Source organism: gamma proteobacterium SS-5, from assembly GCA_009497875.2.
GTDB classification, from domain to species: domain Bacteria; phylum Pseudomonadota; class Gammaproteobacteria; order Chromatiales; family Chromatiaceae; genus Magnetovirga; species Magnetovirga frankeli.
Window position 1 is genome coordinate 791,319 of record CP032508.2, and the last position, 22,713, is coordinate 814,031.

Annotated in this window: 20 protein-coding genes; 10 read left to right on the forward strand and 10 right to left on the reverse strand. The window is 63.4% G+C overall.

The window, feature by feature from the left end:
- The first annotated feature begins 183 nt into the window (after positions 1-183).
- The 7 genes from D5125_08850 (at position 184) to D5125_08880 (ending at position 7,702) form a co-directional block, all read left to right on the forward strand.
- A complete protein-coding gene (locus tag D5125_08850) occupies positions 184-1,131 on the forward strand; it encodes a sugar ABC transporter substrate-binding protein (GenBank protein QFY91107.1) in 948 nt (315 codons plus the stop codon).
- Positions 1,128-3,824 carry an EAL domain-containing protein gene (locus D5125_08855; protein ID QFY89585.1) on the forward strand — a complete coding sequence of 899 codons (2,697 nt, stop codon included), beginning with the start codon at positions 1,128-1,130 and terminating at the stop codon, positions 3,822-3,824. Before D5125_08850 ends, D5125_08855 begins: the two co-directional genes overlap by 4 nt.
- 157 nt (positions 3,825-3,981) lie before the next feature.
- On the forward strand, positions 3,982-4,578 hold the full coding sequence (petA, locus tag D5125_08860) for a ubiquinol-cytochrome c reductase iron-sulfur subunit (protein ID QFY89586.1): 597 nt from the start codon (positions 3,982-3,984) through the stop codon (positions 4,576-4,578).
- Complete coding sequence (locus D5125_08865) at positions 4,578-5,807, forward strand: cytochrome b N-terminal domain-containing protein (protein QFY89587.1); 1,230 nt, start codon at positions 4,578-4,580, stop codon at positions 5,805-5,807. Before petA ends, D5125_08865 begins: the two co-directional genes overlap by 1 nt.
- Positions 5,804-6,544, forward strand: a complete 741-nt coding sequence (locus D5125_08870) for a cytochrome c1 (GenBank protein ID QFY89588.1) — start codon at positions 5,804-5,806, stop codon at positions 6,542-6,544. The genes D5125_08865 and D5125_08870 overlap by 4 nt, the downstream gene beginning before the upstream one ends.
- Positions 6,545-6,687: 143 nt before the next feature.
- On the forward strand, positions 6,688-7,311 hold the full coding sequence (locus D5125_08875; protein ID QFY89589.1) for a glutathione S-transferase N-terminal domain-containing protein: 624 nt from the start codon (positions 6,688-6,690) through the stop codon (positions 7,309-7,311).
- 10 nt (positions 7,312-7,321) lie between these two features.
- Complete coding sequence (locus D5125_08880; GenBank protein QFY91108.1) at positions 7,322-7,702, forward strand: ClpXP protease specificity-enhancing factor; 381 nt, start codon at positions 7,322-7,324, stop codon at positions 7,700-7,702.
- 105 nt (positions 7,703-7,807) lie between these two features.
- On the opposite strand, the gene rfaH is transcribed toward D5125_08880, so the two are convergent.
- Positions 7,808-8,302 (reverse strand): transcription/translation regulatory transformer protein RfaH, encoded by a 495-nt coding sequence (gene rfaH / locus D5125_08885; protein ID QFY89590.1) that lies wholly within the window; start codon positions 8,300-8,302, stop codon positions 7,808-7,810.
- A gap of 546 nt (positions 8,303-8,848) precedes the next feature.
- On the opposite strand from rfaH, the gene D5125_08890 reads away from it, so the two are divergent.
- Both D5125_08890 and D5125_08895 read left to right on the forward strand, forming a co-directional pair.
- Positions 8,849-9,904 (forward strand): efflux RND transporter periplasmic adaptor subunit, encoded by a 1,056-nt coding sequence (locus D5125_08890; protein QFY89591.1) that lies wholly within the window; start codon positions 8,849-8,851, stop codon positions 9,902-9,904.
- Positions 9,894-13,103: an efflux RND transporter permease subunit gene (locus D5125_08895; protein QFY89592.1), complete on the forward strand. Its 3,210-nt coding sequence runs from the start codon at positions 9,894-9,896 to the stop codon at positions 13,101-13,103. Before D5125_08890 ends, D5125_08895 begins: the two co-directional genes overlap by 11 nt.
- 96 nt (positions 13,104-13,199) lie before the next feature.
- On the opposite strand, the gene D5125_08900 is transcribed toward D5125_08895, so the two are convergent.
- On the reverse strand, positions 13,200-13,676 hold the full coding sequence (locus D5125_08900; protein ID QFY89593.1) for a tRNA (cytidine(34)-2'-O)-methyltransferase: 477 nt from the start codon (positions 13,674-13,676) through the stop codon (positions 13,200-13,202).
- Here D5125_08900 and D5125_08905 point away from each other — a divergent pair.
- Positions 13,675-14,637, forward strand: a complete 963-nt coding sequence (locus D5125_08905; GenBank protein ID QFY89594.1) for a dihydroorotate dehydrogenase — start codon at positions 13,675-13,677, stop codon at positions 14,635-14,637. The two genes, D5125_08900 and D5125_08905, sit on opposite strands and share 2 nt — an antisense overlap.
- A 193-nt stretch (positions 14,638-14,830) precedes the next feature.
- Here the strand turns inward: D5125_08905 and ccoS are convergent, their stop codons facing one another.
- The 8 genes from ccoS to dgt form a co-directional block, all read right to left on the reverse strand.
- Positions 14,831-15,055, reverse strand: coding sequence for a cbb3-type cytochrome oxidase assembly protein CcoS (gene ccoS / locus D5125_08910; protein QFY89595.1), 225 nt, complete (start codon positions 15,053-15,055; stop codon positions 14,831-14,833).
- Between the two features lie 223 nt (positions 15,056-15,278).
- The gene (locus D5125_08915; GenBank protein ID QFY89596.1) at positions 15,279-15,653 is read right to left on the reverse strand and encodes a PIN domain-containing protein; all 375 of its coding nucleotides are present in this window, start codon (positions 15,651-15,653) and stop codon (positions 15,279-15,281) included.
- The gene (locus D5125_16990; GenBank protein QPB72227.1) at positions 15,640-16,041 is read right to left on the reverse strand and encodes a hypothetical protein; all 402 of its coding nucleotides are present in this window, start codon (positions 16,039-16,041) and stop codon (positions 15,640-15,642) included. Before D5125_16990 ends, D5125_08915 begins: the two co-directional genes overlap by 14 nt.
- Positions 16,042-16,432: 391 nt before the next feature.
- Positions 16,433-18,850, reverse strand: a complete 2,418-nt coding sequence (locus D5125_08920; GenBank protein ID QFY89597.1) for a heavy metal translocating P-type ATPase — start codon at positions 18,848-18,850, stop codon at positions 16,433-16,435.
- A complete protein-coding gene (bioD, locus tag D5125_08925; GenBank protein QFY89598.1) occupies positions 18,847-19,512 on the reverse strand; it encodes a dethiobiotin synthase in 666 nt (221 codons plus the stop codon). The genes D5125_08920 and bioD overlap by 4 nt, the downstream gene beginning before the upstream one ends.
- Positions 19,505-20,362, reverse strand: a complete 858-nt coding sequence (gene bioC / locus D5125_08930; GenBank protein QFY89599.1) for a malonyl-ACP O-methyltransferase BioC — start codon at positions 20,360-20,362, stop codon at positions 19,505-19,507. Before bioC ends, bioD begins: the two co-directional genes overlap by 8 nt.
- Positions 20,359-21,090: a pimeloyl-ACP methyl ester esterase BioH gene (gene bioH, locus D5125_08935; protein ID QFY89600.1), complete on the reverse strand. Its 732-nt coding sequence runs from the start codon at positions 21,088-21,090 to the stop codon at positions 20,359-20,361. The genes bioC and bioH overlap by 4 nt, the downstream gene beginning before the upstream one ends.
- Before the next feature lie 162 nt (positions 21,091-21,252).
- Positions 21,253-22,608: a dNTP triphosphohydrolase gene (gene dgt / locus D5125_08940; GenBank protein QFY91109.1), complete on the reverse strand. Its 1,356-nt coding sequence runs from the start codon at positions 22,606-22,608 to the stop codon at positions 21,253-21,255.
- Positions 22,609-22,713 lie beyond the last annotated feature (105 nt).

Consider the following 22,713-nt stretch of genomic DNA (forward strand, 5'->3'; position numbering starts at 1 on the left):
GCGCTGGCGGCTGATCCCCTCTACTGGTATCTTTGACTCCTTTTCCCCTGGAGCCTGGTTGTGATCTCTGTCCCTTCCATCCCGAGCATACGTCTGCTGATCGGCCTGGCGCTTTGCCTGTTGTCGCTTGGGGTCCTGGCCGAGGCCCCGGCACCGATTCGCGTCGGCGTACTCTATTGGTCCATGCAGATCCCGGGTCAGGTGGCCATGCGTCAGGGGCTGGAGGCGGAAGCGGCGCGCATCAATCGGCGGGCGGCGAGCCAGGGCCTGCCCCAGGTGGAGTTGCTGGCCAAGGTGGCCGGGGATGGCCCCGAGGGGATTGAGCGGCAGATCGCCCAGATGAAGACCCTGGTGGCGCAGCAGCCGGACATCATCATCGTCCAGCCCACCGATAACGCCGCCCTGGCCGAGCCCCTGCTGGCGGCCAATGCGGTCGGCATCCCGGTGGTGGCCTATGACCAGTACATCAGCGGCGGCCGTCTGGCCGCCTACGTCACCTCCGACAACCGCCAGGCTGGCTATCTGGATGGCGAGTACATCGCCGACCACTTCACCGATCAGCGCCCAATTCGCTTGGTGCTGGTGGAATACCCCCATGTGTCTTCCACGGTGGAGCGCCTCAATGGCTTTCTCGATGCCCTGGATGATCAGGGCCAGCCCTACCGCATCCTCAAGGCCTACAAGGCGGTGCAGCCCGAGGAGGGGCGGCGCGTCGGCGAGGCCATGCTGCGCGACTTCCCTGAGCCGGGCAGCATCGATGTGGTGTTCGCGGTCAACGATGGCGGCGGTCTGGCGGTGGTCGAGGCCCTGGAGGCGGCTGGGCGCGATGAAATCGTCGTGGCCAGCATCGATGGCGATCCGAAATCGGTCCGGCGTATCGCTAACGGCGGGCTGATCCACATCGACTCGGCCCAGTTCTGCGGCCCGCTGGGGGCCGAGGCGATGAAGACGGCCTATGCCATTGCCACTCAAAGGCCACATGCCCGCCATCTGCTGGTGCCCGTGTTCCCCGTCACCCGGCACACGCTGGATCGCTATCCCGGCTGGCTTGGCCCCATCCCTGGTCCCTTCGACAAGCCCTGGAAGGCAGAGAATCCGACCTGGGATGGTCAACTGCGGGCGCTGCAGTGAGCCCTGGTCGGGACCTGCTCAAACCGGACATGGACGCCCTGGCAACGGTGGACCGACGGCTCAGCGTCAGTTTCGGCGTAGTCATCGCCGCCCTTATGTCCATCGTCCTGCTGGTGGGCGGCATCTACATGACCCGCATCATGGAATACGAGGAGCGCAAGCTCACCACCCAGCTCACCCAGGTGCTCTCCAGCGCCATCTCCCGGGTCAGCTTCTCGGGCAAATATCACGCCCAGCTGCTGCTCAACGATATCAAACGGGCGCAGCCGGAGATCGGCTATCTGCGCGTCACTGACCGTCAGGGCCTGGTGCTGGCCAGCACCGAGCCGGAACTGCGCGACCGGCCCCTGCCCAGGGCGGCGATGGAGCAGGCGGTACGCGCCCTGCTCAACGAGGACGAGAGCCTGACGCGGCGGCTGCAACAGGGCGACTACCCCATCCTGGAGGTGACCCTGCCCTATCGCGGCGGCTTTGATCACTCCATTCAGGGGGTGGTGCAGGTGGGCATCTCCCTGCAAAAGCGGGATGCCGACCTGCGCCAGGGTATGCTGCTGATGGCCGCCACCGTGCTGCTGTTGCTGGTGCTGGGGCTGCTGTTGGTGGGCCTGCTCGGGCGCCGCTTCGGCAACCCGGTAAAGCAGCTGGCCAGCGACCTGGCGGCCACCCTGCAGGCGGTGCCCGACCTCATGTTCGAACTGGATCTGGACGGCCGCTACCTACAGGTAATGGCGCAACGCCAGGACCTGCTGATGGGTACCGAGGAGGATATCCTCGGCCGCAGCGTGCACGATGTCCTGCCCGGCGAGGCGGCCAGGGCCGTGCACCAGGCCCTGTGGGAGGCCATGGCCAAGGGCCAGAGCTACGGCCATCAGATCAAGCTGCCGCTGTCCCTGGGGGTGCGCTGGTTCGAGCTTTCCGTGGCGCGCAAGGGGGGCGACATCCAGGCCCGGCCGCGCTTCATCGTCCTCGCCCGCGATGTCACCGAGCGGGTGCTGGCGGAGCGGGAGATCAGCCTCTATGCCAATGTGATCCAGCACAGCAGCGAGGCCATCCTGATCACCGACCACAACAACCGCATCATCAGCGTCAATCAGGCACTGATGAAATACAGCGGATATTCCCTGGAGGAACTCAAGGGGCAGAACCCCAAGGTGCTCTCTTCGGGCCACACCCCGCGCGATGTCTATCGGCGGATGTGGGCCTCAATCAACCAGGCCGGCCACTGGCAGGGCGAGCTGTGGGACCGGCGCAAGAACGGCGAGTCCTATCCCAAGTGGGTAAGCATCTCCGCCATCAAGAACAGCCAGGGCCAGGTCAGCAACTACATCGCCAGCTATACCGACATCACCGACCGCAAGCTGGCCGAGGAGCGCATCGACTACATCGCCCATCACGACGTGCTCACCGGGCTGATCAACCGCTTCAGCCTGGAGGAACGCCTGGATCAGGCCCTGCACACCGCCCACCACGAGGGTGCCCGGCTGGCCATGCTGTTCATCGACATGGACCACTTCAAGGACATCAACGACAGCCTCGGCCACCACACCGGCGACACCCTGCTGGTGGAGGTGGGCAAGCGCCTCAAGGCCCTGGTGGAGGAGAACGACATCGTCGCCCGCATCGGCGGCGATGAGTTCGTCGTGGTGCTGGCCCAGGCCGAATCCAGCCTCAAGGTGGCCAGCATCGCTGCAAGCCTGGTGCAGCGCCTGGGCGAACCCTATGAGATCCAGGGCCGGGTGCTGCGCTCTACCCCCAGCATCGGCGTGTGTCTGTTCCCGGACGACGGCAAGGACGCCGAAGAGCTGATGATGAACGCCGACATGGCCATGTATCACGCCAAGAATCAGGGGCGCAACCGGTTCCAGTTCTTCTCCATGGAGATGAACCTGGCGATCCAGAAACGCTTGCAGCTGGAGCAGGAACTGCGCCTGGGCCTGGAGGACGACCAGCTGGAGCTGTACTACCAGCCCATCTGCACCGCTCAGGGCCATGCCAGCGGGGTCGAGGCCCTGGTGCGCTGGAATCACCCCCAGCGCGGACTGCTCGGGCCGGATCAGTTCATCCCCCTGGCCGAGGACTCAGGCCTGATCCTGCCGCTGGGAGCCTGGGTCATAGAACAGGCCTGTCGGCAGCGCGCCAGCTGGCGCGCCGAGGGCCTGGAGCTGAGCATATCGGTCAATCTGGCGGTACAGCAGCTGTATCTGGAGGGGCTTGTCGAGCAGGTGCGCCAGACAATGCAAGGGCAGGGCATAGGGCCGGGCGAGATCCGCTTTGAGATCACCGAATCCACCGCCATGCACGACCCCCAGCACGCCATCGAGCAGCTGAAAAAGCTGCGAGAACTGGGGCTGGACATAGCCATCGACGACTTTGGCACCGGCTATTCCTCCCTGGCCTACCTGAAGCTGCTGCCCATCGATGTGCTCAAGCTGGATCGCACCTTCGTCAAGGACATAGAACACGACGAAAACGACGTGGCCATCTGCGCCGCCAGCATCAACCTGGCCCACAGCCTGGGCCTGAAGGTGGTGGCCGAAGGGGTGGAAAACGCCGCCCAGCAGCGATTCCTGCTGGACCACGGCTGCGACCTGCTGCAGGGCTACCTGTTTGGCAAGCCCATGCCCGCCGCCGAGATCCCCGCCCGGGTTGAGCAATTGGCCAGGGGCAGTCAAAACCAGCCCGGCCAAGCCTGACCCGGATGCAGCACAGCACCTTCTGTCGCCTTGACCCGCAGGGGCGCTTGTTAGAGAATGCGTGGGTTTTTACAAGAATAAGTATATTCTGATAAACCTGAGCAGCCCGTTCGGGTTAACTTTTATTTATTATATCAAGTAGTTGGGAGTCCAGCGTATGAGCGCAGACGAGGTTGATCTGAAAAAGCGGCGGTTGCTTACTGTCGCGACTTCCGTTGTCGGGGCCGTGGGGGCTGCCTATGTGGCGGTGCCCTTTGTGGCGTCGATGAATCCAAGCGCCAAGGCCCGTGCCGCTGGTGCCCCGGTTGAGGCCGATATCAGCAAGCTTGAGCCCGGTCAGCTGTTGCGCGTTAAGTGGCGCGGCAAGCCGGTGTGGATCGTCAAGCGCACGGAGAAGAACCTGAAGGACATGGAGACCCTGAACGACCGTCTGGCCGACCCCAACTCAGAGGTGCCCACCCAACAGCCCGAGTATTGCCAGAACCCGCATCGCTCGATCAAGCCGGAGATCCTGGTGGCGATTGGTATCTGCACCCATCTAGGTTGCTCGCCCACCTACCGCCCCGAGGTGGCCCCGGCCGACCTGGGTCCGGACTGGAAGGGCGGCTTCTTCTGCCCCTGCCACGGTTCGCTGTTCGATCTCGGCGGGAGGGTCTATGCCGGTGTGCCGGCCCCCACCAACCTGGAGATCCCGCCCTATCATTTCATCGACGACACCCATGTGTTGATCGGTCTTGACGGAGGTGCCGCCTGATGAGCTTCATAAACTGGGTCGATGAGCGCTTTCCGCTCACCAAGGTGTGGAAAGAACACCTGTCTGAATACTACGCGCCGAAGAACTTCAACTTCTGGTACTTCTTTGGCTCCCTGGCCCTGCTGGTGCTGGTGATCCAGATCCTCACCGGCGTCTGGCTGGCGATGAACTACAAGCCCGATGCCGAGCTGGCCTTTGGCTCGGTCGAATACATCATGCGTGATGTCGATTGGGGCTGGCTGATCCGCTACATGCACTCCACCGGGGCCTCGGCCTTCTTTCTGGTGGTCTATCTGCACATGTTCCGGGGCCTGATCTACGGCTCTTACCGCAAGCCGCGGGAACTGCTGTGGATCATCGGCGTGCTGATCTACGTCGCCATGATGGCCACCGCCTTCATGGGCTACCTGCTGCCCTGGGGGCAGATGTCCTACTGGGGTGCCCAGGTCATCGTCAACCTGTTTGCCGCCGTGCCGGTGGTGGGTGAGGAGCTGTCGGTCTGGGTGCGCGGTGACTACGTTATCTCCGATGCCACCCTGAATCGCTTCTTCGCCTTCCACTTCCTGCTGCCCTTCGTACTGGCCGCGCTGGTGTTCATCCACATCGTCGCCCTGCACAAGGTGGGTTCCAACAACCCTGACGGGGTGGAGATCAAGAAAGGCCCCAAGGGCAACAGATGGAGCGATACGGCACCGGCCGATGGCATCCCCTTCCACCCCTATTACACGGTGAAAGACATCGTCGGCATCGGCGTGTTCCTGATCCTGTTCTCGGCGGTGGTGTTCTTTGCCCCAGAGATGAACGGCTTCTTCATCGAGGCACCCAACTTCGAACCGGCCAACCCGCTGAAGACCCCGGATCATATCGCCCCGGTGTGGTACTTCACCCCCTTCTACGCCATGCTGCGCGCCGTTCCGCCCATGTTCGGCTCCCAGTTCCCCGGCGTGGTGGTGATGTTCGGTGCCATCATCATGTTCTTCCTGCTGCCCTGGCTGGACCGTAGCCCGGTCAAGTCGATCCGCTACAAGGGCATGATGTTCAAGGTCTGGATCGGCATCTTCGTGGTCTCCTTCGTGGTGCTCGGCTGGCTCGGGGTACAGGCCTCCACGCCGACCAAGACCCTGCTGGCGCAGATATTCACCGGGCTGTACTTCCTGTTCTTCTTCTTGATGCCTTGGTACAGCAAAATCGACAAGACCAAGCCCGTTCCAGAGAGGGTGAGCCAATGAAAAAACTGATCTTTGCACTCTTCCTGCTGGCCTCGGCCGGCGCCGCCCAGGCCGCTGGCGGCGGTGCCAAGCTGGACCCGGCCAATGTCGATTTATCCGACCAGGCCTCCCTGCAGCACGGTGCCAAGCTGTTCATGAACTACTGCCTGAACTGCCACTCCCTGCAGTATCAGCGTTATCAGCGCATGGCCGACGACATCGGTCTGACCTATGAGGAGGTCGAGGACAACATGATCTTCGGCAACCACAAGATCGGCGATCTGATGACCGTGGCCATGAGCGCCGAGGACGCCACCCGCTGGTTTGGCGCGCCGCCGCCGGACCTGTCGGTGATTGCCCGTGCCCGTGGTGCCGATTGGCTCTATACCTACCTGCGCAGCTTCTATGTGGATCCCAAGCGCCCCTTCGGTGTCAACAACACGGTATTCCCCGATGTGGGCATGCCCCATGTGCTGTGGGAATTGCAGGGTATGCAGAAGGCCCTCTTCAACGAGACCAAGGATGCCGGTGGCAATCCGCACAAGGAGTTCGCCGGGTTTGAGAGCGTCAGCGCCGGCAGCATGAGCCCGGATGAGTACGACAATGCCATGCGTGACCTGACCGCCTTTCTGGTCTATGTCGGCGAGCCGATCCAGATGGAGCGCAAACGCCTTGGCGTCTATGTCATCCTGTTCCTGCTGGTGTTCACCGTGCTGGCCTATCTGATGAAGAAAGAGTACTGGAAAGACGTACACTGATCGGTCTGAAGGCTGCATACCCAAGGGCGCTCGTTTTGCTACAATGAGCGCCCTTTTTATTGCCCGCGACAATTTCGGGGACTCCCCCTGATGCGTACGCGGGGGGAATCGTCCGGGTTATTTAGATGATTGGAGTTGATTTGATGGCGGTTGCTGCAAACAAACGTTCCGTTATGACCCTTTTTTCCAATCCCAAGAGCGCCTATAGCCACCGTGCGCGCCTGGTGCTGATGGAAAAGAACATTACCGTCGAGATCCTCGACGCCGATCCCCAGGACCTGCCCGAGGATGTGGTCGATCTCAACCCCTACGGCACCCTGCCAACCCTGATCGACCGCGATCTGGTGCTCTATGAGTCACGCGTCGTCATGGAGTACCTGGACGAGCGCTTTCCCCATCCGCCGCTGATGCCGGTGGACCCGGTGAGCCGGGCCAACACCCGGCTCTATCTGTGGCGCATCGACTACGACTGGTATCGGCTGATGAACCTGATCCTGGCCGACGGCAAGGATGCCGCCAAGGTGCGCAAACAGCTCAAGGAGCGTCTGGTGGCGGCCAACGCCGTGTTCGCCTCCAAGCCCTTCTTCATGAGCGAGGAGTTCACCCTGGTGGATTGCAGTATCGCCCCCCTGCTCTGGCGCCTGCCACAGATGGGCATAGAGCTGCCGCCCCAGGCGGCCGATATCAGCGCCTATGCCGACCGCCTGTTCGCCCGCGCCGGTTTCAAGCTGAGCCTGACCGAATACGAGAAAGAACTCCGTGGCTGATTCCGATGGCATGAGTTCCAGTCGGCCCTATTTCATCAGGGCCATTTACGAATGGCTGGTGGACAACAACATGACCCCGCACCTGCTGGTCAATGCCGATGCCAGGGGGGTGGAGGTGCCGGTGCAGTATGTGGAAGACGGTCAGGTAGTGCTCAACATCGGCCCCGGCGCGGTCAAATTTCTGCAGATGGATAATCGGGCCATCACCTTCAACGCCCGCTTTGGCGGCCTGCCCACGGACATACGGGTACCCCCCCACGCGGTGATGGGCATCTACGCCCGGGAGAACGGCCGCGGCATGCTCTTCCCCGAGGACGAGGAGTTCGCCGAAGACGAAGGCCCGGAAGAGCCGCCTCCACCCAAACGCCCCAAGCTGCGGGTGGTCAAATAAAACAGAAGACAGAGGACAGAGGACAGAGTGTTGAGGCGCTACGCGCCAGGTTATTGATCTGTCGCGCAGCGACACCAAACACCGTCTTCTGTCCTCTGTCTGTTTTCAGGATATCTTGCGCAGCTCAGCAGGTGCCATGCTGACCTTGACCGGCTTGTTCAGGAATTCGATCAACACCAGGGCGCGCTGCTCGCCGCTGCTCATCTGAAATACCCCCTCAAACCCGGCGAAGGGACCGCTGGTCAACTGTACCCGCTCGCCGGCCTTGAACAGGGGCTCGGGCGCGTTCTGCTTTGCCTCGCGCTGTTGCAGGAAGGCGATCAGGGCATCATCCACCCGCGCCGGTTCATCGCCAAAGCGTACCAAACGACTGACCCCCAGGGTGGAGCGGATCGGGCTCCAGTCCTGCGGCGTGTCATCCCCCCCCAGCCGAATGAACAGATAACGCGGAAACAGGGGTTCATCAAACCACTGCAAGCGCTTGCGTCTCAGCCGCTCTACCCGCAGTTGCGGCAGATAGCAATGAAACCCCTGCGCTTGCAGGTTCTCCAGGGCGCGAAACTCCTGGCGCGGTTTGCTGTGGATCAGATACCAGGTCATGGATGCTTTTGTTGATGGTTGATGGCAGGTCTATGCTACATAGGATGGCAGCTGGAGGGTAGTAGGCGGAAAGAGAGATAGGCTGGGTGCTATGATTCATTGAAGAATTAGAATATTCTAATACGCAAATATCTTGATAAACCCATCCCTGGCCACCATCTGACCCCCTCTGGCCCCTTGCAACCAGCCCGCAGGCCTGGCCTAGGTCGCGTTCCGGCCCTGCCGGACCGGTCGGCGTGACAAATCGGGGGGATCAAGTCCTTTCAGATAACAGGGGCTTTGCGGTACATTGCAGGCTGCCGCTGCCGACTTGCCGCATCGAGAACAAGGATCAGGGCCGAGGCCGGGCCAAGCTCAGTCATCCGGCCCAAGACCCTGGCGACAAGGCCTGATGGATGTGATCAACCAAACGATCATAGGGTGACCCCACACCTAATCTGAGCTAGCTGTGGGGCTCCCTCTCCCCAATCCTCTCCCAGAGGGAGAGGGAGCAAACGAGCGCTGCGCGAGTTTTACACTAACCACGACCGAGCCGAGGAAACCAACATGAGCCGATTGACTGGAATTGTTCTGATCAGCCTCTGGCTGCTGCCGCTTGCCGCCCTGAGCGCGGGGCAGGCCGCCGACCTGGCCACCCAGGCGGCGCAAAAGACCCAGGCACCCCGCGAGGTGCGCCTGGACAGCCGGGTGGAGGCGGTGCAGCAGGCCACGGTATCGGCCCAGACCGGTGGCCAGATCGAGCAGTTGCTGTTCGATGTGGGCGATGTGGTGGAAAAGGATGCCCTGGTGGTACGCCTGCGTGATACCGAGCAACGTGCCCAGTTGGCCCGTGCCGAGGCGGCCCGCGCCGAGGCCGAGGCCGATCTCAAGCGCAATCGCGACAATCACAGACGCATCAGCGACCTGTTCGCCAAGCAGCAGGTGTCCACCGCCGAGCGGGATCAGGCCCAGGCCGCCCTGGACGCCGCCGAGGCCCGGCTGGAGCAGACCCAGGCCAGCCTGCGTCAGGCCCAGGAGCAGCTGGACTACACCCAGGTGCGTGCCCCCTACAGCGGTATCGTCATCCAGCGCCATGCTGAGCTGGGCGAGGTGGCCCAGCCGGGCAAGCCGCTGATCACCGGCATCTCCCTGGACCGCCTGCGCACCCTGGTGGCGGTGCCTCAGACCCTGGTGGAGCAGGTACGCAGCCGGGCCAAGGCCGAGGTGGAGCTGCCCGATGGCAGCCGTGTGGCGGCCAGCCGCATCACCGTGTTCCCCATCGCCGATGCCAACAGCAATACCTTCCTGGTGCGCGTCTATCTGCCCGAGGGGGTAGAGGGCCTGTTTCCGGGCATGTTCATCAAGACGATATTTCAGCTGGGCCAGACCCAGTGGCTGAGTATCCCGGACCAGGCCCTGGCCCAGCGCGGAGAGGTCAGCGGTGTCTATGTGCGCGATGACGATGGCCGCCTGAGCTTCCGCCATCTACGTATCGGTCGCCAGTTGCCAAAGCAGCGGCTGGCGGTGCTGGCGGGCCTGGAAGAGGGTGAGCAGGTGGTGTTGGAGCCGATTGCCGCCGGTGTTGCCCTGAAGGCCCAGCAGGGGATGAGCCATGGCCAGTGAAACCCCCCTGGGCATCTCCGGCGGCACCGCCAAGCGCTTTCTCACCACCGAGATCACCCCATTGCTGGCCCTGGTGGGGCTGTTGCTGGGGCTGTTCGCCGTGGCGGTGACGCCGCGTGAGGAAGAGCCGCAGATCAACGTCACCTTCGCCAATATCTTCATCCCCTTCCCCGGTGCCAGCGCCAACGAGATCGAAAGCCTGGTGGCCACCCCGGCCGAGCAGGTGCTGTCCGAGATCGAGGGCCTCAAGCACGTCTATTCCACCTCCATGCCTGGCATGGCGGTGATCACGGTACGCTACAAGGTAGGCGAGGACCGCACCGATGCCATAGTGCGGCTGTATAACAAGATCTTCTCCAATGAGGACTGGCTGCCGCGCAACCTGGGCGTGGGCCAACCGATCATCAAGCCCATGGGCATAGATGATGTGCCTATCATCACCGCCACCCTGTGGAGTGAGGACCAGAGCATGGGGGCCTATGAGCTGGGCCAGGTGGCCCACGCCATCGAGGCCGAACTGAAGCGGGTGCCGGGCACCCGCGACATCTACACCCTGGGCAACCCCGAGCGGGTGGTGCATGTGCTGCTCGATCCCCAGGCCCTGGCCGGCTACAACATCGACCTCAACGACCTGCGCCAGACCCTGCAGGCGGCCAACAGTACGCGCGATAACCTGCCCATCACACGGGATAACACCGAGGTCATGGTGCAGGCCGGTGCCCTGTTGACCACGCCGGAGGAGATCGGCGACCTGGTGATCGGCGTATCCAATCAAAGACCGGTGTTCCTGCGCGATGTGGCGCGGATCAAGCACTATGCCGACCAGCCCGAGGCCTTTGTCTGGATGGGGGCAGGCCCGGCCGGGCAGATCAGCGCCGGTTTTCACCCGGCGGTGACCATCGCCGTGGCAAAGAAGCCCGGCACCAACGCGGTGGAGATCGCCGAGCAGGTGATCGAGCGGTTTGAACACCTCAGGGGCATCTTTATCCCGGATAACGTCGAGATCACCATCACCCGCAACTACGGTGAGACCGCCGATCAGAAGGCGCAGAAGCTGATCACCAAGCTGGTGTTCGCCACCCTCTCGGTGGTGCTGCTGGTGTGGCTGGCGCTGGGCTGGCGCGAGGCGCTGATCGTCGGTGGTGCCGTGGTGCTGACCCTGGCCATCACCCTGTTTGCCTCCTGGGCCTGGGGCTTTACCCTCAACCGGGTATCCCTGTTCGCCCTGATCTTCTCCATCGGCATCTTGGTGGACGATGCCATCGTCGTGGTGGAGAACATCCACCGCCACCTGGCCCTGGGCGCGGACAATCTGTTGGAGGCCATCCCCAAGGCGGTGGACGAGGTGGGCGGACCGACCATTCTGGCCACCTTCACCGTCATCGCCGCGTTGCTGCCCATGGCCTTTGTCACCGGCCTGATGGGGCCCTATATGAGCCCGATCCCGATCAACGCATCCATGGGCATGCTCATCTCCCTGGTGGTGGCCTTTGTCGTCACCCCCTGGATGACCTATCAGGGTCTGCGCCGGGTCGCCCATCGCTATGCAGGCGATGCCAGCCATGGGCATGGCGGCGGCTCGCCGGGGCTGGAGCGCTTCTTTGGCCGGGTGATCAACCCCTTCGTGCTGGGTCAGGCCGCAAGGCGCAACCGCTGGCTGCTGCTCGGCGGCATACTGCTGCTGATTGCCCTGTCCATCGGCCTGGCCGGGGCCAAGCTGGTGGTGCTGAAGATGCTGCCGTTCGATGATAAGTCGGAGTTTCAGATCGTTGTCGATAGGGACGAGGGCGTCAGCCTGGAGCAGACCGCGCGGGTGGTCAACGAACTGGGCGATTACCTGCGTCAGGTGCCCGAGGTGATGAACTATCAGGCCTACGTCGGTACCGCAGCACCCATCGGCTTCAACGGCCTGGTGCGTCAGTACTACCTGCGCGAGGGTGCCCATGTGGCCGATCTGCAGGTGAATCTGGTGGACAAGGGCCAGCGCAACCGCAAGAGCCATGAGATCGCCCTGTCGGTGCGCGAGCCCCTGCAGGCCATAGGCCGCAAATACAACGCCAACGTCAAGATCGTCGAGGTGCCGCCAGGCCCGCCGGTGCAATCACCCCTGGTGGCGGAGATCTACGGCCTGGACTACACAGGCCAGATCGCCATGGCGCGCCAGGTACGGGCGCAGTTCGAGCAGACCGCCGACATCGTCGATGTGGACGACAGCGTCGAGCACCCGGCGGCCAAATTCCTGGTGCAGGTGGACCGGCAAAAGGCCAGCCTGCTCGGCGTGCCCCAGGCCGAGGTGGCCCGCGCCCTGGCCACGGTGCTGGGCGGCGAGGACGCCGGCTTTCTGCACGGCGAAAACATGAAATACGCCGTGCCCATCCGCATCGAATACAGCGAGGCCGACAAGGCCGACCTGGATCAGGTGCTGTCACTGCGGGTGCGCGCCCTGTCTGGCAGCCTGGTGCCCCTGTCGGAGATCGTCAAGGTGATCCCCACCACCCGCCAGCACTCGATCCAGCACAAGGACCTGCTGCCTGTGGTCTATGTCACCGGCGACATGGCGGGGCAGACCGACAGCCCGCTGTACGGCCTGTTTGATATAGTCGCCGGGCTCAAGCAAGAACTGCCGGGGCTGGAGCAGTCCTTCATCAACGCGCCAGAGAACCCCTACGACTACAGCCTGAAGTGGGACGGTGAGTGGCAGATCACCTACGAGACCTTCCGCGACATGGGCATAGCCTACTCGGTGGGGCTGATCCTGATCTATCTGCTGGTGGTGGCCCAGTTCCGCTCCTACCTGGTGCCGCTGGTGATCATGGCGCCGATCCCGCTGACCCTGATCGGCATACTCCCCGGCCACGCCCTGGCCGGGGCCCAGTTCACCGCCACCTCGATGATCGGCATGATCGCCCTGGCCGGCATCATAGTACGCAACTCCATCCTGCTGGTGGACTTCATCAACGAGCAGACCCGCGCCGGCATGGCCTTCTCCAGGGCCGTGGTGCAGGCGGCGGCGGTGCGCTCCAAGCCCATAGTGCTGACCGGCCTGGCGGCCATGGCCGGGGCCTTTTTTATCCTGGATGACCCCATCTTCAGCGGCCTCGCCGTGGCCCTGATCAGCGGCATCCTGGTCTCTACCGTGCTCACCCTGGTGGTGATCCCGGTGGTCTATTACGCGGCGATGGAGAAACGCTTGGGTTAATATCCGGGCCTGGGGTCAGGGATCTGTCGGGTCTGGCCGGTTTGGCGGGGGCGGTTCTTCTCTGTGGGCCCTGTGGCTGATCTGGCGAATCTTGCCTCATTTACCACCGGGAAACCCCTGCTGCCGCCAGGCCTCATAGACCATCAGCGCCACGCTGTTGGAGAGGTTGAGGCTGCGGCTGTCTGCCCGCATGGGCACCCGCAGGCGCTGTTCGGCGGGCAGTTCATCCAGCACCTGCTGGGGTAGTCCTCGGGTCTCGGGGCCGAACAGCAGGCAGTCACCGGGGCGGAATGCCACCTCGCTGTAGATGCGCCGAGCGCGGGTGGAGCAGGCAAACAGGCGTCGGCCAGGCAGGGCGGTCAGGGCGCTTGGCAGATCGGCATGCACCCGCAGCTGGGCAAATTCGTGATAATCCAGCCCGGCGCGGCGCAGACGCCGGTCGTCCAGCTCAAAACCCAGCGGTTCGATCAGGTGCAAGTGGCTGCCGCTGTTGGCGCACAGGCGTATGATGTTGCCCGTATTGGGCGGAATCTCCGGCTGATATAACAAGACGTGACAGACAGGTTCGGACATGACTAACGACTCGGCCTTGGCCATAGAATTCTGCGGGCTCCCCTTCGCCACCCCGCTGGTGTTGCTCTCCGGCTGCGTGGGCTTTGGCGAAGAGTACACGCGGGTAGCGGGCTTTTCCAACCGGGAACTGGGCGCGGTCTGCCTCAAGGGCACCACGGGCGCGCCCCGTCTGGGCAACCCGGCCCACCGGCTGTACGAGACCCCCAACGGCATGCTCAACGCCATCGGCCTGCAGAATCCGGGGGTGGATGCGGTGATCAAGGACATACTGCCGCAACTGGATTTCAGCGAAACGCGCTTCATCGCCAATGTCTCCGGCTCCAGCATCGAGGAGTACGAAGAGGTCACGCGCAAGTTCGATGACTCACCCATCGACGCCATCGAGATCAATATCTCCTGCCCCAACGTCAAGGAGGGCGGGGTGGCCTTCGGTAACGACCCGGCCATGTCGGCGCGGGTGGTGGAGGCCTGCCGCCGGGTGACAAAAAAGCCCCTGATCACCAAGCTCTCACCCAATCAGACCGACATCGCCGCCAATGCCTGCGGCTGCATCGAGGCCGGCACCGATGCCTTTGCCGTGATCAACACCCTAATGGGCATGGCCATAGACATCGAAAGCCGCAGGCCGGTGATCGGCAACAACCAGGGCGGCCTGTCCGGCCCGGCAATCAAGCCGGTGGCCCTGCTCAAGGTGCATCAGGTGTATCAGGTGGCCAAGGCCCATGGTGTGCCCATCATCGGCCAGGGCGGTATCACCTCGGCCAATGACGCCATCGAGTTTCTCATCGCTGGTGCCAGCGCGGTGGGGCTGGGCACGGCGCTGTTTTACGATCCGCTCATCTGCGCCAAGATAAACACCGGCATCAGCGCCTATCTGCAACGCCAGGGCATGGAGCATGTGTCCGAGCTGACCGGCAGCCTGCAACTGCACCCACCGGGGCCTATCCGGTGCGGCTGCTGAAACATCTTTCCTGATTACCCACAAATCTCAGCCAATTGAATAGGGCGGCCCATGGCCACCGCGCAACCACTGGGGGCAGGCTTCATTGCTGTGGCGTGGCGGCGGGCGCGGCCCGCCCCATACCGCTATATTAGCCATGACCTTGGCCTGGATGACCGTGCGCGGCCAGAAGAGGTCGGGTTTGCCGGACGACCTAGCGATCCGTTTTTGGCTCCGGCTTTTCCGGGTTAGGCCCAGGGGCCTTTTTTTTGATCCGCGCATCCTCGGGGATATTGGGGTCGTCATCGTCCATCAGGATCCGGTAGGCCGGGCCTTCCAGGTCGTCGAACTGGCCGCTGCGCACCGACCAGATAAACACCCCCACGGCGGCGGCCACCAGGATCAGAGCCAGGGGGATCAGGTAATACAGGCTATCCATTGACGTGCTCGCCGGTACCAATGGAGCGCGGCGCCTTGTTATCTGTTCTCTTCATCAGTTGCTCTCAGGTATTGTTTGAAATGGGTCAGGCATTTCTGCTCGGTTAATGGTGCGGTTACGATTAGCATCCAGGGTGTTTACCGACGCACTGCGTAGTGCACTTGCCGCTTGAATCTGGCAGCCATTACACCAACTCCTTCCGCAATGCCAAAACAACTTATCACTAACTATTTTCCCGTATGTATTTCTTCAACTTTTCATCAAAAGTGAAGATTCTTTGCTGATTGACATGGCAATAGGCCCATAACAAGGTATCAACAAAATCCAATCGAGTTGTAGTAAAGGCTTCCAAGGCTTTGAGAAATACAACAGGTTCTTGCATCTGTATAAGTTGCTCATCCAGCAGGGCTTGTAGGTTTTGCCGTATTTCTGGACGCGCTACTTTGTAAACTTTCTGCAAAACATAGACGACCTCGCATGCCACTTCCATGGGTAGGCTGACTACATTTTGCTCAATGATGTTGGCGGCTTGTGCAGACAGGGTTTCATGGTCATCCAGCAAATAGCGTAAAATGATATTGGCATCAACGAGACTCATATTTTTCCTTGACAGCATTTTGCCATGTCCCCTCTTCTTCACCAATCAAACCTGCTTGGGCGTAGCGTTTTAGATTACCTCGCAGGCTTTTTGGCGCCTGTTTCCTGGGCTCTTCGCCTGCTGGCAATACGATGATTTCGACCGGTCGCCCCCAAAACTCTTTGGGAAGTTGCAGTTGAATTTGGCCGTTTTCAACGGTCTGTGTTTCACGAATGGCGTGCATAAAAAACACTCCCCTCCAAGAATAATTATTAGGTTTCCCCGGCGCTAGCTCCAGTTTCAGTCTCAAAAACTGGCATTTATCAGGGTTAGAGACTGTGAAAATCGCGAAGCGCTCGTTTGCTCCCTCGACAGCTGTTCCAGACGCTGTTCTACCTCCTGCATCCATGCAGTCGCCTCCCCCCGGGCACGCCGGGAGGGGCTTCACTCCATTCGGGCTACTTCCTCCTCATTCTTCTCTGCGTCCTCTGCGTCCCGCCGATTAGGAGATGTTTCATGTTCTGGGGTGGCGCTGTCCGCCCCATGACCGCTGGGTAGAAGGAAGGTAGCCTGCTAGGAGCCTGTCGGGTTTAGGTGCCCGTAGCGAGCAAGGTGGGAGAACGAGAACAAATTTTCACGATTTTGAGGCGCATAGTTGGCCTACGCAACGAAAAATCGGGGCCAATGTTCAAAACAATTCTGGGCCGTTCTTCCCACCGGCGCAGTAGGAGCATCCTAAATCCGACAGGCTCCTAGTAGTGACTTCAGCCCGACGGGCGAGTTCAGGCAAATACCAATCCTCACTTCTTCAACCGGAAGGCGTTGATTACCACCAGCAGCGAGCTTAGGGACATGCCGATGGCGGCCATCCAGGGTGCCACCAGGCCGACGGCGGCCAGGGGGATGGCGGATAGATTATAGCCAATGGCCCAGCCCATGTTCTGCCGGATCACCCGGCTGGTGCGCCGCGCCAGGGTCAGGCCGGTCACCAGGGGCAGCAGCCGCTCGGACAAGAGCACCATGTCGGCGCTGGCGTGGGCCAGCTGGGCGCCGCCGCCCACCGCCAGGGACACCTGGGCACCGGCCAGCACCGGGGCATCGTTCACCCCATCGCCCACCATCAGCACCACCTCGCCCTGCTTTTGCATCTGCCGTACCCGCGCCAGCTTGTCCTCCGGGTGCAGGCGGGCGGCGTAATCCGCAATCCCCAGCTGGCTGGCCACCGCCGCCACCGCGCCCTCGCCATCGCCGCTGAGTATGCTCAGCGCTATACCCTGGACGCGCAGCTGGCGCAGGGTCTCCTCGGCATCCGGGCGCAGCTGGTCGGCCAGCTCGAACCAGGCCAGCAGGCCGGACTCATCGCCCAGGGCGACCCGGGTTAGTGTGATCTGGGCCAGGTTGTCGGGCTCTAGCGCCAGCTCGGCGTTACTGAGTTCGCTGACAAAACGCGGACTGCCGACGCGGTAGCGCCGCCCCTCGATCAGCCCCTCGACGCCATGACCAGGGCGTGATTTCAGCTCGCTCACCGGCGGTAGCGGTGCGCTGTTGCTGGCCAGCAGCAGGCGGCCGATGGGGTGCTCCGAGCGCTGCTCCAGGGCGGCGGCCAGCTGCAGCGCCCGCTGCGCGTCCATCTCCCCCAAGGGGATGGTCTGCTGCAGGCGCAGCTGGCCCAGGGTCAGGGTGCCGGTCTTGTCGAACACCACCCGGGTCACCCGCGCCAGGGTCTCCAGGGCATGACCCCGGGTGATCAGCAGGCCCTGGCGGGTCAGGGTGCCGGTGGCCACGGTCAGGGCCGCCGGGGTGGCCAGGGACAGGGCGCAGGGACAGCTCACCACCAGCACCGATAGGGTGATGACAAAGGCCCGCTCCGGTGCCTGCAGTCCCCACCACAGGGCCACGCCGCTGGCCAACAGCAGCAGGCCGAAGACAAAGCCGCCGGCCACGCGATCGGCCATCTGCGCCAGACGCGGTTTCTCCGCCTGGGCGCGATCGAGCAGGCGCACTATGGCGGAGACCACCGTATCCTCGCCCACCTGTTCCACCTGCATCACCAGCGGGCTTTCGATATTCAGGCTGCCGCCCACCAGCCTATCCCCTGGCCCCTTGGCCAGGGGCAGGCTTTCGCCGGTGAGCAGGGACTCATCCACCGAGCTTTCCCCCTCCAGCAGCAGGCCATCCACCGGGATGGTCTCCCCCGGTCGTACCAGCAGCCGGTCCCCTGGTGCCAGGTCGGCCACCGTCACCACCTGATGTTCTTCCCCCTGCAGGCGCACCGCCGTGGCCGGCAGCATCTTCACCAGGGCCTCGGCGGCCTGACCGGCGCGATGCCGTGCGCCCATCTCCAGAAAGCGCCCGGCCAGCAGGAATAGGGTGAACATACAGACCGAATCGAAATACACCTCGCCGCTGCCGGTCAGGGTATGCCAGGTGCTGGCGCTGTAGGCCAGGCCAATGGCCAGGGCCACCGGCACATCCATGCCCACCTGGCGCAGGCGCAGATTGCGCCAGGCGGCCTGGAAGAAGGTGCGCGAAGCATAGAACACCACCACAGTGGCGATGATCAGACTGACCCAGCGGATGAAGTGCATCAAGTTGCCCTCCACCCCGCCGTACAGGGGCACCGCCAGCATCATCACCTGCATGGCGCCGATGCCGGCCACCGCCAGACGGCGCAGGGCCAGGGAGCGCTCGCGCTTGAACACCGCCTCCTGGCGGCCGGGGTCAAAGGGATGGGCGATATAGCCGATGGCGCTGATTGCCTTGAGGATGTCGCTCAGCTGGATGCGCGAGGCGTCCCAGCGCACCCGGGCGCGGTGGGTGGAATAGTTGACCGAGAACTCCAGCACGCCGGGCAGGGCATTGACCTGTTTCTCGTTGAGCCAGACGCAGGCGGCGCAGGTGATACCCTCCAGGATCAGCGAGGCGCTGCGCAGATTGTCTTCATCCACCTCGACAAAGCCCTGTTGCAGGCGTTCCTGATCGTACAGCTCCATCTGCCGCAGCTCATCGGGCACCAGGTCCTCGGCCTTGCGCGAGGGCGCGGTGCGGTGCTGATAAAAGCTCTCCAGCCCGCCGGCGACAATGGACTCGGCCACCGCCTTGCAGCCATGGCAGCACATGGGCCGGGGCTCACCCAGGATGGTGACCGGATAGTCAAAGTTGTCGGCTACTGGCAGGCCGCAGTGAAAACAGCTGGTCTGGGTCTTGTTGTCGTTCATAGATCGATCATGGGCGCAATGCGCTCCGGGGTTGGGGGTTGCATATAGGCAATCCGGCCCAGGCAGGGGGCCGGAATCAGGGCCTCCAGGCTGGCCAGGTTTTGCTCCAGGCGCTGCATCCGCGGGTCTATGCCGTTGGCTACCCAGCCGGCCAGCGGGCAGCCCTGGGCCTGGATTGCCGCCAGGCTGAGCAGGGCGTGATTGAGACAACCCAGGCGCATGCCCACCACCAGGATCACCGGCAGACCCAGCCGCTGGGCCAGATCGCCCATGTCGCCATCCCGGCCCAGGGGCACGCGCCAGCCCCCGGCCCCCTCCACAATCAGCCAGTCGGTCTGTTGCCGCAGGGCCTGATAGGGCCGCAGGATGGCGTCAAAGCTGATCTCCACGCCTGCCTCGGCGGCGGCCAGGTGGGGCGCTATGGCCGGTTCCAGGGCGATGGGGTTGATCATTTCATAGACCAGGGGGCGGCTGCACTGGCGCTGGATGCGCAGGGCATCGGCGTTGACCAGGCGGCCCTGCTGCCAGTCGCAGCCGGCGGCCACCGGCTTCATCCCCAGTACCTGCTTGCCCCTGGCCTGTAACGCGGCCATCAGCCCCAGGGTCAGTTCGGTCTTGCCCACGTCGGTATCGGTGCCGGTGACAAAATAACCCTCAGTCATGGCCGCCCGCCAGATTCAGCCCGGCCAGGGGGATCTGGGTAACCCCGCCCAGCTGGCGCTGTTGCGGTGCCCAGGCCAGGCCATAGACCACCTCGTAGCTCAGCGGCAGGCCGGCCGGGGTACGCCGGGCCTCGTAGGCCTCGGCCAGGGCGCGGATGCGGCCTTTTCCGGTGAGGCCGCGGTGGCGGTCGGCGCGGGCGTTGGCCGCGCCCAGGCCCTTGAGATCGGCCATGAGTTCATGCACCGAGGCATAGTGCAGGGTGAAGCGGTCTATATCCAGCACCGGGTTCTCCCAGCCCAGGCCGAGCAGGGCGTCGCCCAGGTCATGCATGTCGGCAAAGGGGCTGACATGGGGACGGTCGTCCACCTGCGCCCAGGCCCATTCCAGCTCGGCCAGGCTACCCACAGCAAAGCTGGCGAACAGCAACAGACCGCCCGGTCGCAATACCCGCAGCCATTCCTCGAATACCCGCTGCGGCGGGTCGCACCACTGCAACATGGCGTTGGAGATGAGCAGGTCTTGCGACTGGGCCGCCAGCGGCAGGGCCTGGGCATCGGCGCAGACGCAGTGGATGGGCTTGAGCCAGCTGCCCTGACGCCTGGCCTGGCGCAACATGGCCGGGGCGAAATCCAGGGCCAGCAGCCTGGCTTTGGGGTAGCGGCGACGCAGCTGGCCGGTCATCCAGCCGGTGCCGCAGCCCAGATCCAGCAGCTGGCGGGGCTGGATGCGGATGTAGTCCAGCCGACCGATGAGCCGCTCGGCCATCTCCCGTTGCAGCCCGGCCAACTGGTCGTACCGGTCCGCGGCGCGCTCGAAGCGACGGCGCACCTGATGCGCCTCCAGTCTCATGGGCAGGCCTCCCAGACCCAATCCAGCCAGTCGTCCGGGTGGGACAGAAAGGGGGCGTGACCGGCCCCGGCGATGCGCCGGACTCGGGCCGCCGGGCAGAGCGCGGCCAGGTCATCGGCCAGGGCGATGGGGATCAGGCTGTCGCGCTCGCCGAAGCAGAAATGCAGCGGGCAGTTCAGCGCCGTCAGGGCCGGGCGCAGATCGGCCCCGCGCAGCAGGGCCAGCCCAGCGGCCAGGGCCCTGGGGTCGGCCGCCGGGCGCTGGCTCAGGCCCTCCCTGAGCTGGCGCAGCACCGCCTTGGCCTGGGCGCTGCCGCGCACCTGCAGGGCGAGAAAGCGCCCCAGGGTGCCCAGATAATCCTGTTCCAGGGCCTGGGCAAACTGGCCCAGGGTGCCCTCTGGCATGGCCGAGGGCCAGTCCCCGGCACGCACGAACAAGGGTGTCGAGGCGGTCAGCAGCAGCCGCTGCAGCCGTTGCGGGGCCTGCATCGCCGCCTGCAGGGCCAGCTGTCCGCCCAGCGACCAGCCCAGCCAGATGGCCCGCTGCGGGGCCTGCTCCAGCAGGGCGCAGGCCCATTGGGATGGGTCTTGCTGGTCGGCATAGGGTTGCCTGCCATGGCCGGGCAACTCGGCAAGGTGCAGCCGAAAACGGCCGGACAGTGGCCCCAGCAGGGGTGCCCAGACCGCCGCGTTCATGCCCCAGCCGTGGATCAGAAACAGGTCTTGCATGATTGCATAAAGGCTAGATTACCGAGAGGTGATTACTGCTAATTCAAATACTGTGAGACAAACTATTGTTGACCCTCATGCGGGGAGGCCTTGCCCGGCGGCAACCCCGGATTCCATTGCGCTGCATCCGGGCTACGCCCAGCTGGCGGTTTTGGTTACGGCCTAACCCGGCAGAGAGATGCCGGTGAGCTTTTTGTAGGCGCTCACCGCATAGGAGTCGGTCATGCCGGCGACAAAGTCGGTCAGGCGCAACAGCCGGGTGTAAAGGTCGTCGTCCGGCAGACCCTCGGGGCCGATGAACTGCTCCGGGATCAGGCGCAGCATCATGCGGCTTTTCGGCTTGGCCCGTTCGCCATGCAGGGCGACATCATCCAGCACCTGAATGAAGCGCTCCAGCAGTTCGTTCATCACCTCAAAACCGGCCGCCTCGATCTCCACCACCTCGGGGGCGCAATAGAGCTTCCGGGTAGCCAGGTCGATCAGTTGATCCATCTCGGCGCGGTGGGGGATCTGACTGAGCAGGGGCTGGTCGAAGCGGCCGTTGAGCAGGTCGGTCTCCAGATCGAGAAAGCACTCCATGGCCTCGGCCACCGCCTGGTTGATCACCTTGGCGCGCAGGAACTCCACCCGCTCCTTTTCACCGCTGATGGCCTTCAGCCGTGCCTGTTGCAGCCCTGGGTCGGGCAGCACGGCAAGGAACAGCCCCAGGGCCTCTTGGTAGCCGATATGGCCGAGGCGAAAACCGTCCTCGATATCGATTACCCGGTAGCAGATATCGTCTGCCGCCTCCACCAGAAAGGCCAGGGGATGACGGTGCCAGATGGCCCGATGGGGGTCGCGGCGGAGCAGACCCACGTTGGCTGCCACCTCCTCGAAATAGTCCCTGTCCTCACAGACAAAGCCTTGCTTGCGGGCGCTCACCCCATCAAAGTCATTGCCGCCCAGCCAGGACTCACGCGGGTACTTGGTGAAGGCGGCCAGGGTGGCGCAGGTCAGTTGCAGGCCGCCGGGGTTGTCCCGATTCTGCAGCCGGGTGAGTACGCGAAAGCCCTGGGCGTTGCCCTCGAAGCTGGTGAAGTCCTCCTGCTGGCCCTGGTCGTGGATAGCCGCTACCCGTTCCCGGCCGGGGCCGAACACCGCCCAGTGGCGAATGCCGTCCTCGCCGGAATGGCCAAAGGGCGGGTTGCCGATATCATGCCCCAGGCAGGCCGCAGCGCAGATGGCCCCTATGTCTGCCGCCTCATAGCCCTGGAGCCGGTGGCGGGCGATGATCTGCTCGCCCACCAGGGTGCCCAGGGAGCGGCCAACGCTGGAGGACTCCAGGCTGTGGGTCAGGCGGGTGCGCACATAGTCGATCTTCGACAGGGGGAAGATCTGGGTCTTGTCCTGCATACGGCGAAACGCCGAGCAGAAGACGATACGGTCGAAATCCCGCTGAAAGTCGGTACGCGCCGTGCTCTCGCTGGGGGCCTGGGTGGAACCCAAACGCTTGCGCGACAGCAGCTCAGGCCAATGCATGCTCATGGAGGCTACTCGGATGAAACCGGGGCAGTGTACCTAGATCAGAGGACAGAGGACAGAGGACAGAGTGCTGAGGCGCTTCGCGCCAGTTTTACTTAATCT

Bases quoted from the DNA above. Each gene is read 5' to 3' on its own strand.
- D5125_16990 (QPB72227.1), bottom strand. From the start codon at position 16,041: ATGGATGCAGGAGGTAGAACAGCGTCTGGAACAGCTGTCGAGGGAGCA.
- bioH (QFY89600.1), bottom strand. From the start codon at position 21,090: ATGCAAGACCTGTTTCTGATCCACGGCTGGGGCATGAACGCGGCGGTC.
- D5125_08880 (QFY91108.1), top strand. From the start codon at position 7,322: ATGAGTTCCAGTCGGCCCTATTTCATCAGGGCCATTTACGAATGGCTG.
- D5125_08865 (QFY89587.1), top strand. From the start codon at position 4,578: ATGAGCTTCATAAACTGGGTCGATGAGCGCTTTCCGCTCACCAAGGTG.
- D5125_08895 (QFY89592.1), top strand. From the start codon at position 9,894: ATGGCCAGTGAAACCCCCCTGGGCATCTCCGGCGGCACCGCCAAGCGC.
- D5125_08920 (QFY89597.1), bottom strand. From the start codon at position 18,850: ATGAACGACAACAAGACCCAGACCAGCTGTTTTCACTGCGGCCTGCCA.
- ccoS (QFY89595.1), bottom strand. From the start codon at position 15,055: ATGGATAGCCTGTATTACCTGATCCCCCTGGCTCTGATCCTGGTGGCC.
- dgt (QFY91109.1), bottom strand. From the start codon at position 22,608: ATGCATTGGCCTGAGCTGCTGTCGCGCAAGCGTTTGGGTTCCACCCAG.
- D5125_08900 (QFY89593.1), bottom strand. From the start codon at position 13,676: ATGTCCGAACCTGTCTGTCACGTCTTGTTATATCAGCCGGAGATTCCG.
- bioD (QFY89598.1), bottom strand. From the start codon at position 19,512: ATGACTGAGGGTTATTTTGTCACCGGCACCGATACCGACGTGGGCAAG.
- bioC (QFY89599.1), bottom strand. From the start codon at position 20,362: ATGAGACTGGAGGCGCATCAGGTGCGCCGTCGCTTCGAGCGCGCCGCG.
- D5125_08890 (QFY89591.1), top strand. From the start codon at position 8,849: ATGAGCCGATTGACTGGAATTGTTCTGATCAGCCTCTGGCTGCTGCCG.
- petA (QFY89586.1), top strand. From the start codon at position 3,982: ATGAGCGCAGACGAGGTTGATCTGAAAAAGCGGCGGTTGCTTACTGTC.
- D5125_08850 (QFY91107.1), top strand. From the start codon at position 184: ATGCAGATCCCGGGTCAGGTGGCCATGCGTCAGGGGCTGGAGGCGGAA.
- D5125_08875 (QFY89589.1), top strand. From the start codon at position 6,688: ATGGCGGTTGCTGCAAACAAACGTTCCGTTATGACCCTTTTTTCCAAT.
- D5125_08915 (QFY89596.1), bottom strand. From the start codon at position 15,653: ATGAGTCTCGTTGATGCCAATATCATTTTACGCTATTTGCTGGATGAC.
- D5125_08870 (QFY89588.1), top strand. From the start codon at position 5,804: ATGAAAAAACTGATCTTTGCACTCTTCCTGCTGGCCTCGGCCGGCGCC.
- rfaH (QFY89590.1), bottom strand. From the start codon at position 8,302: ATGACCTGGTATCTGATCCACAGCAAACCGCGCCAGGAGTTTCGCGCC.
- D5125_08905 (QFY89594.1), top strand. From the start codon at position 13,675: ATGACTAACGACTCGGCCTTGGCCATAGAATTCTGCGGGCTCCCCTTC.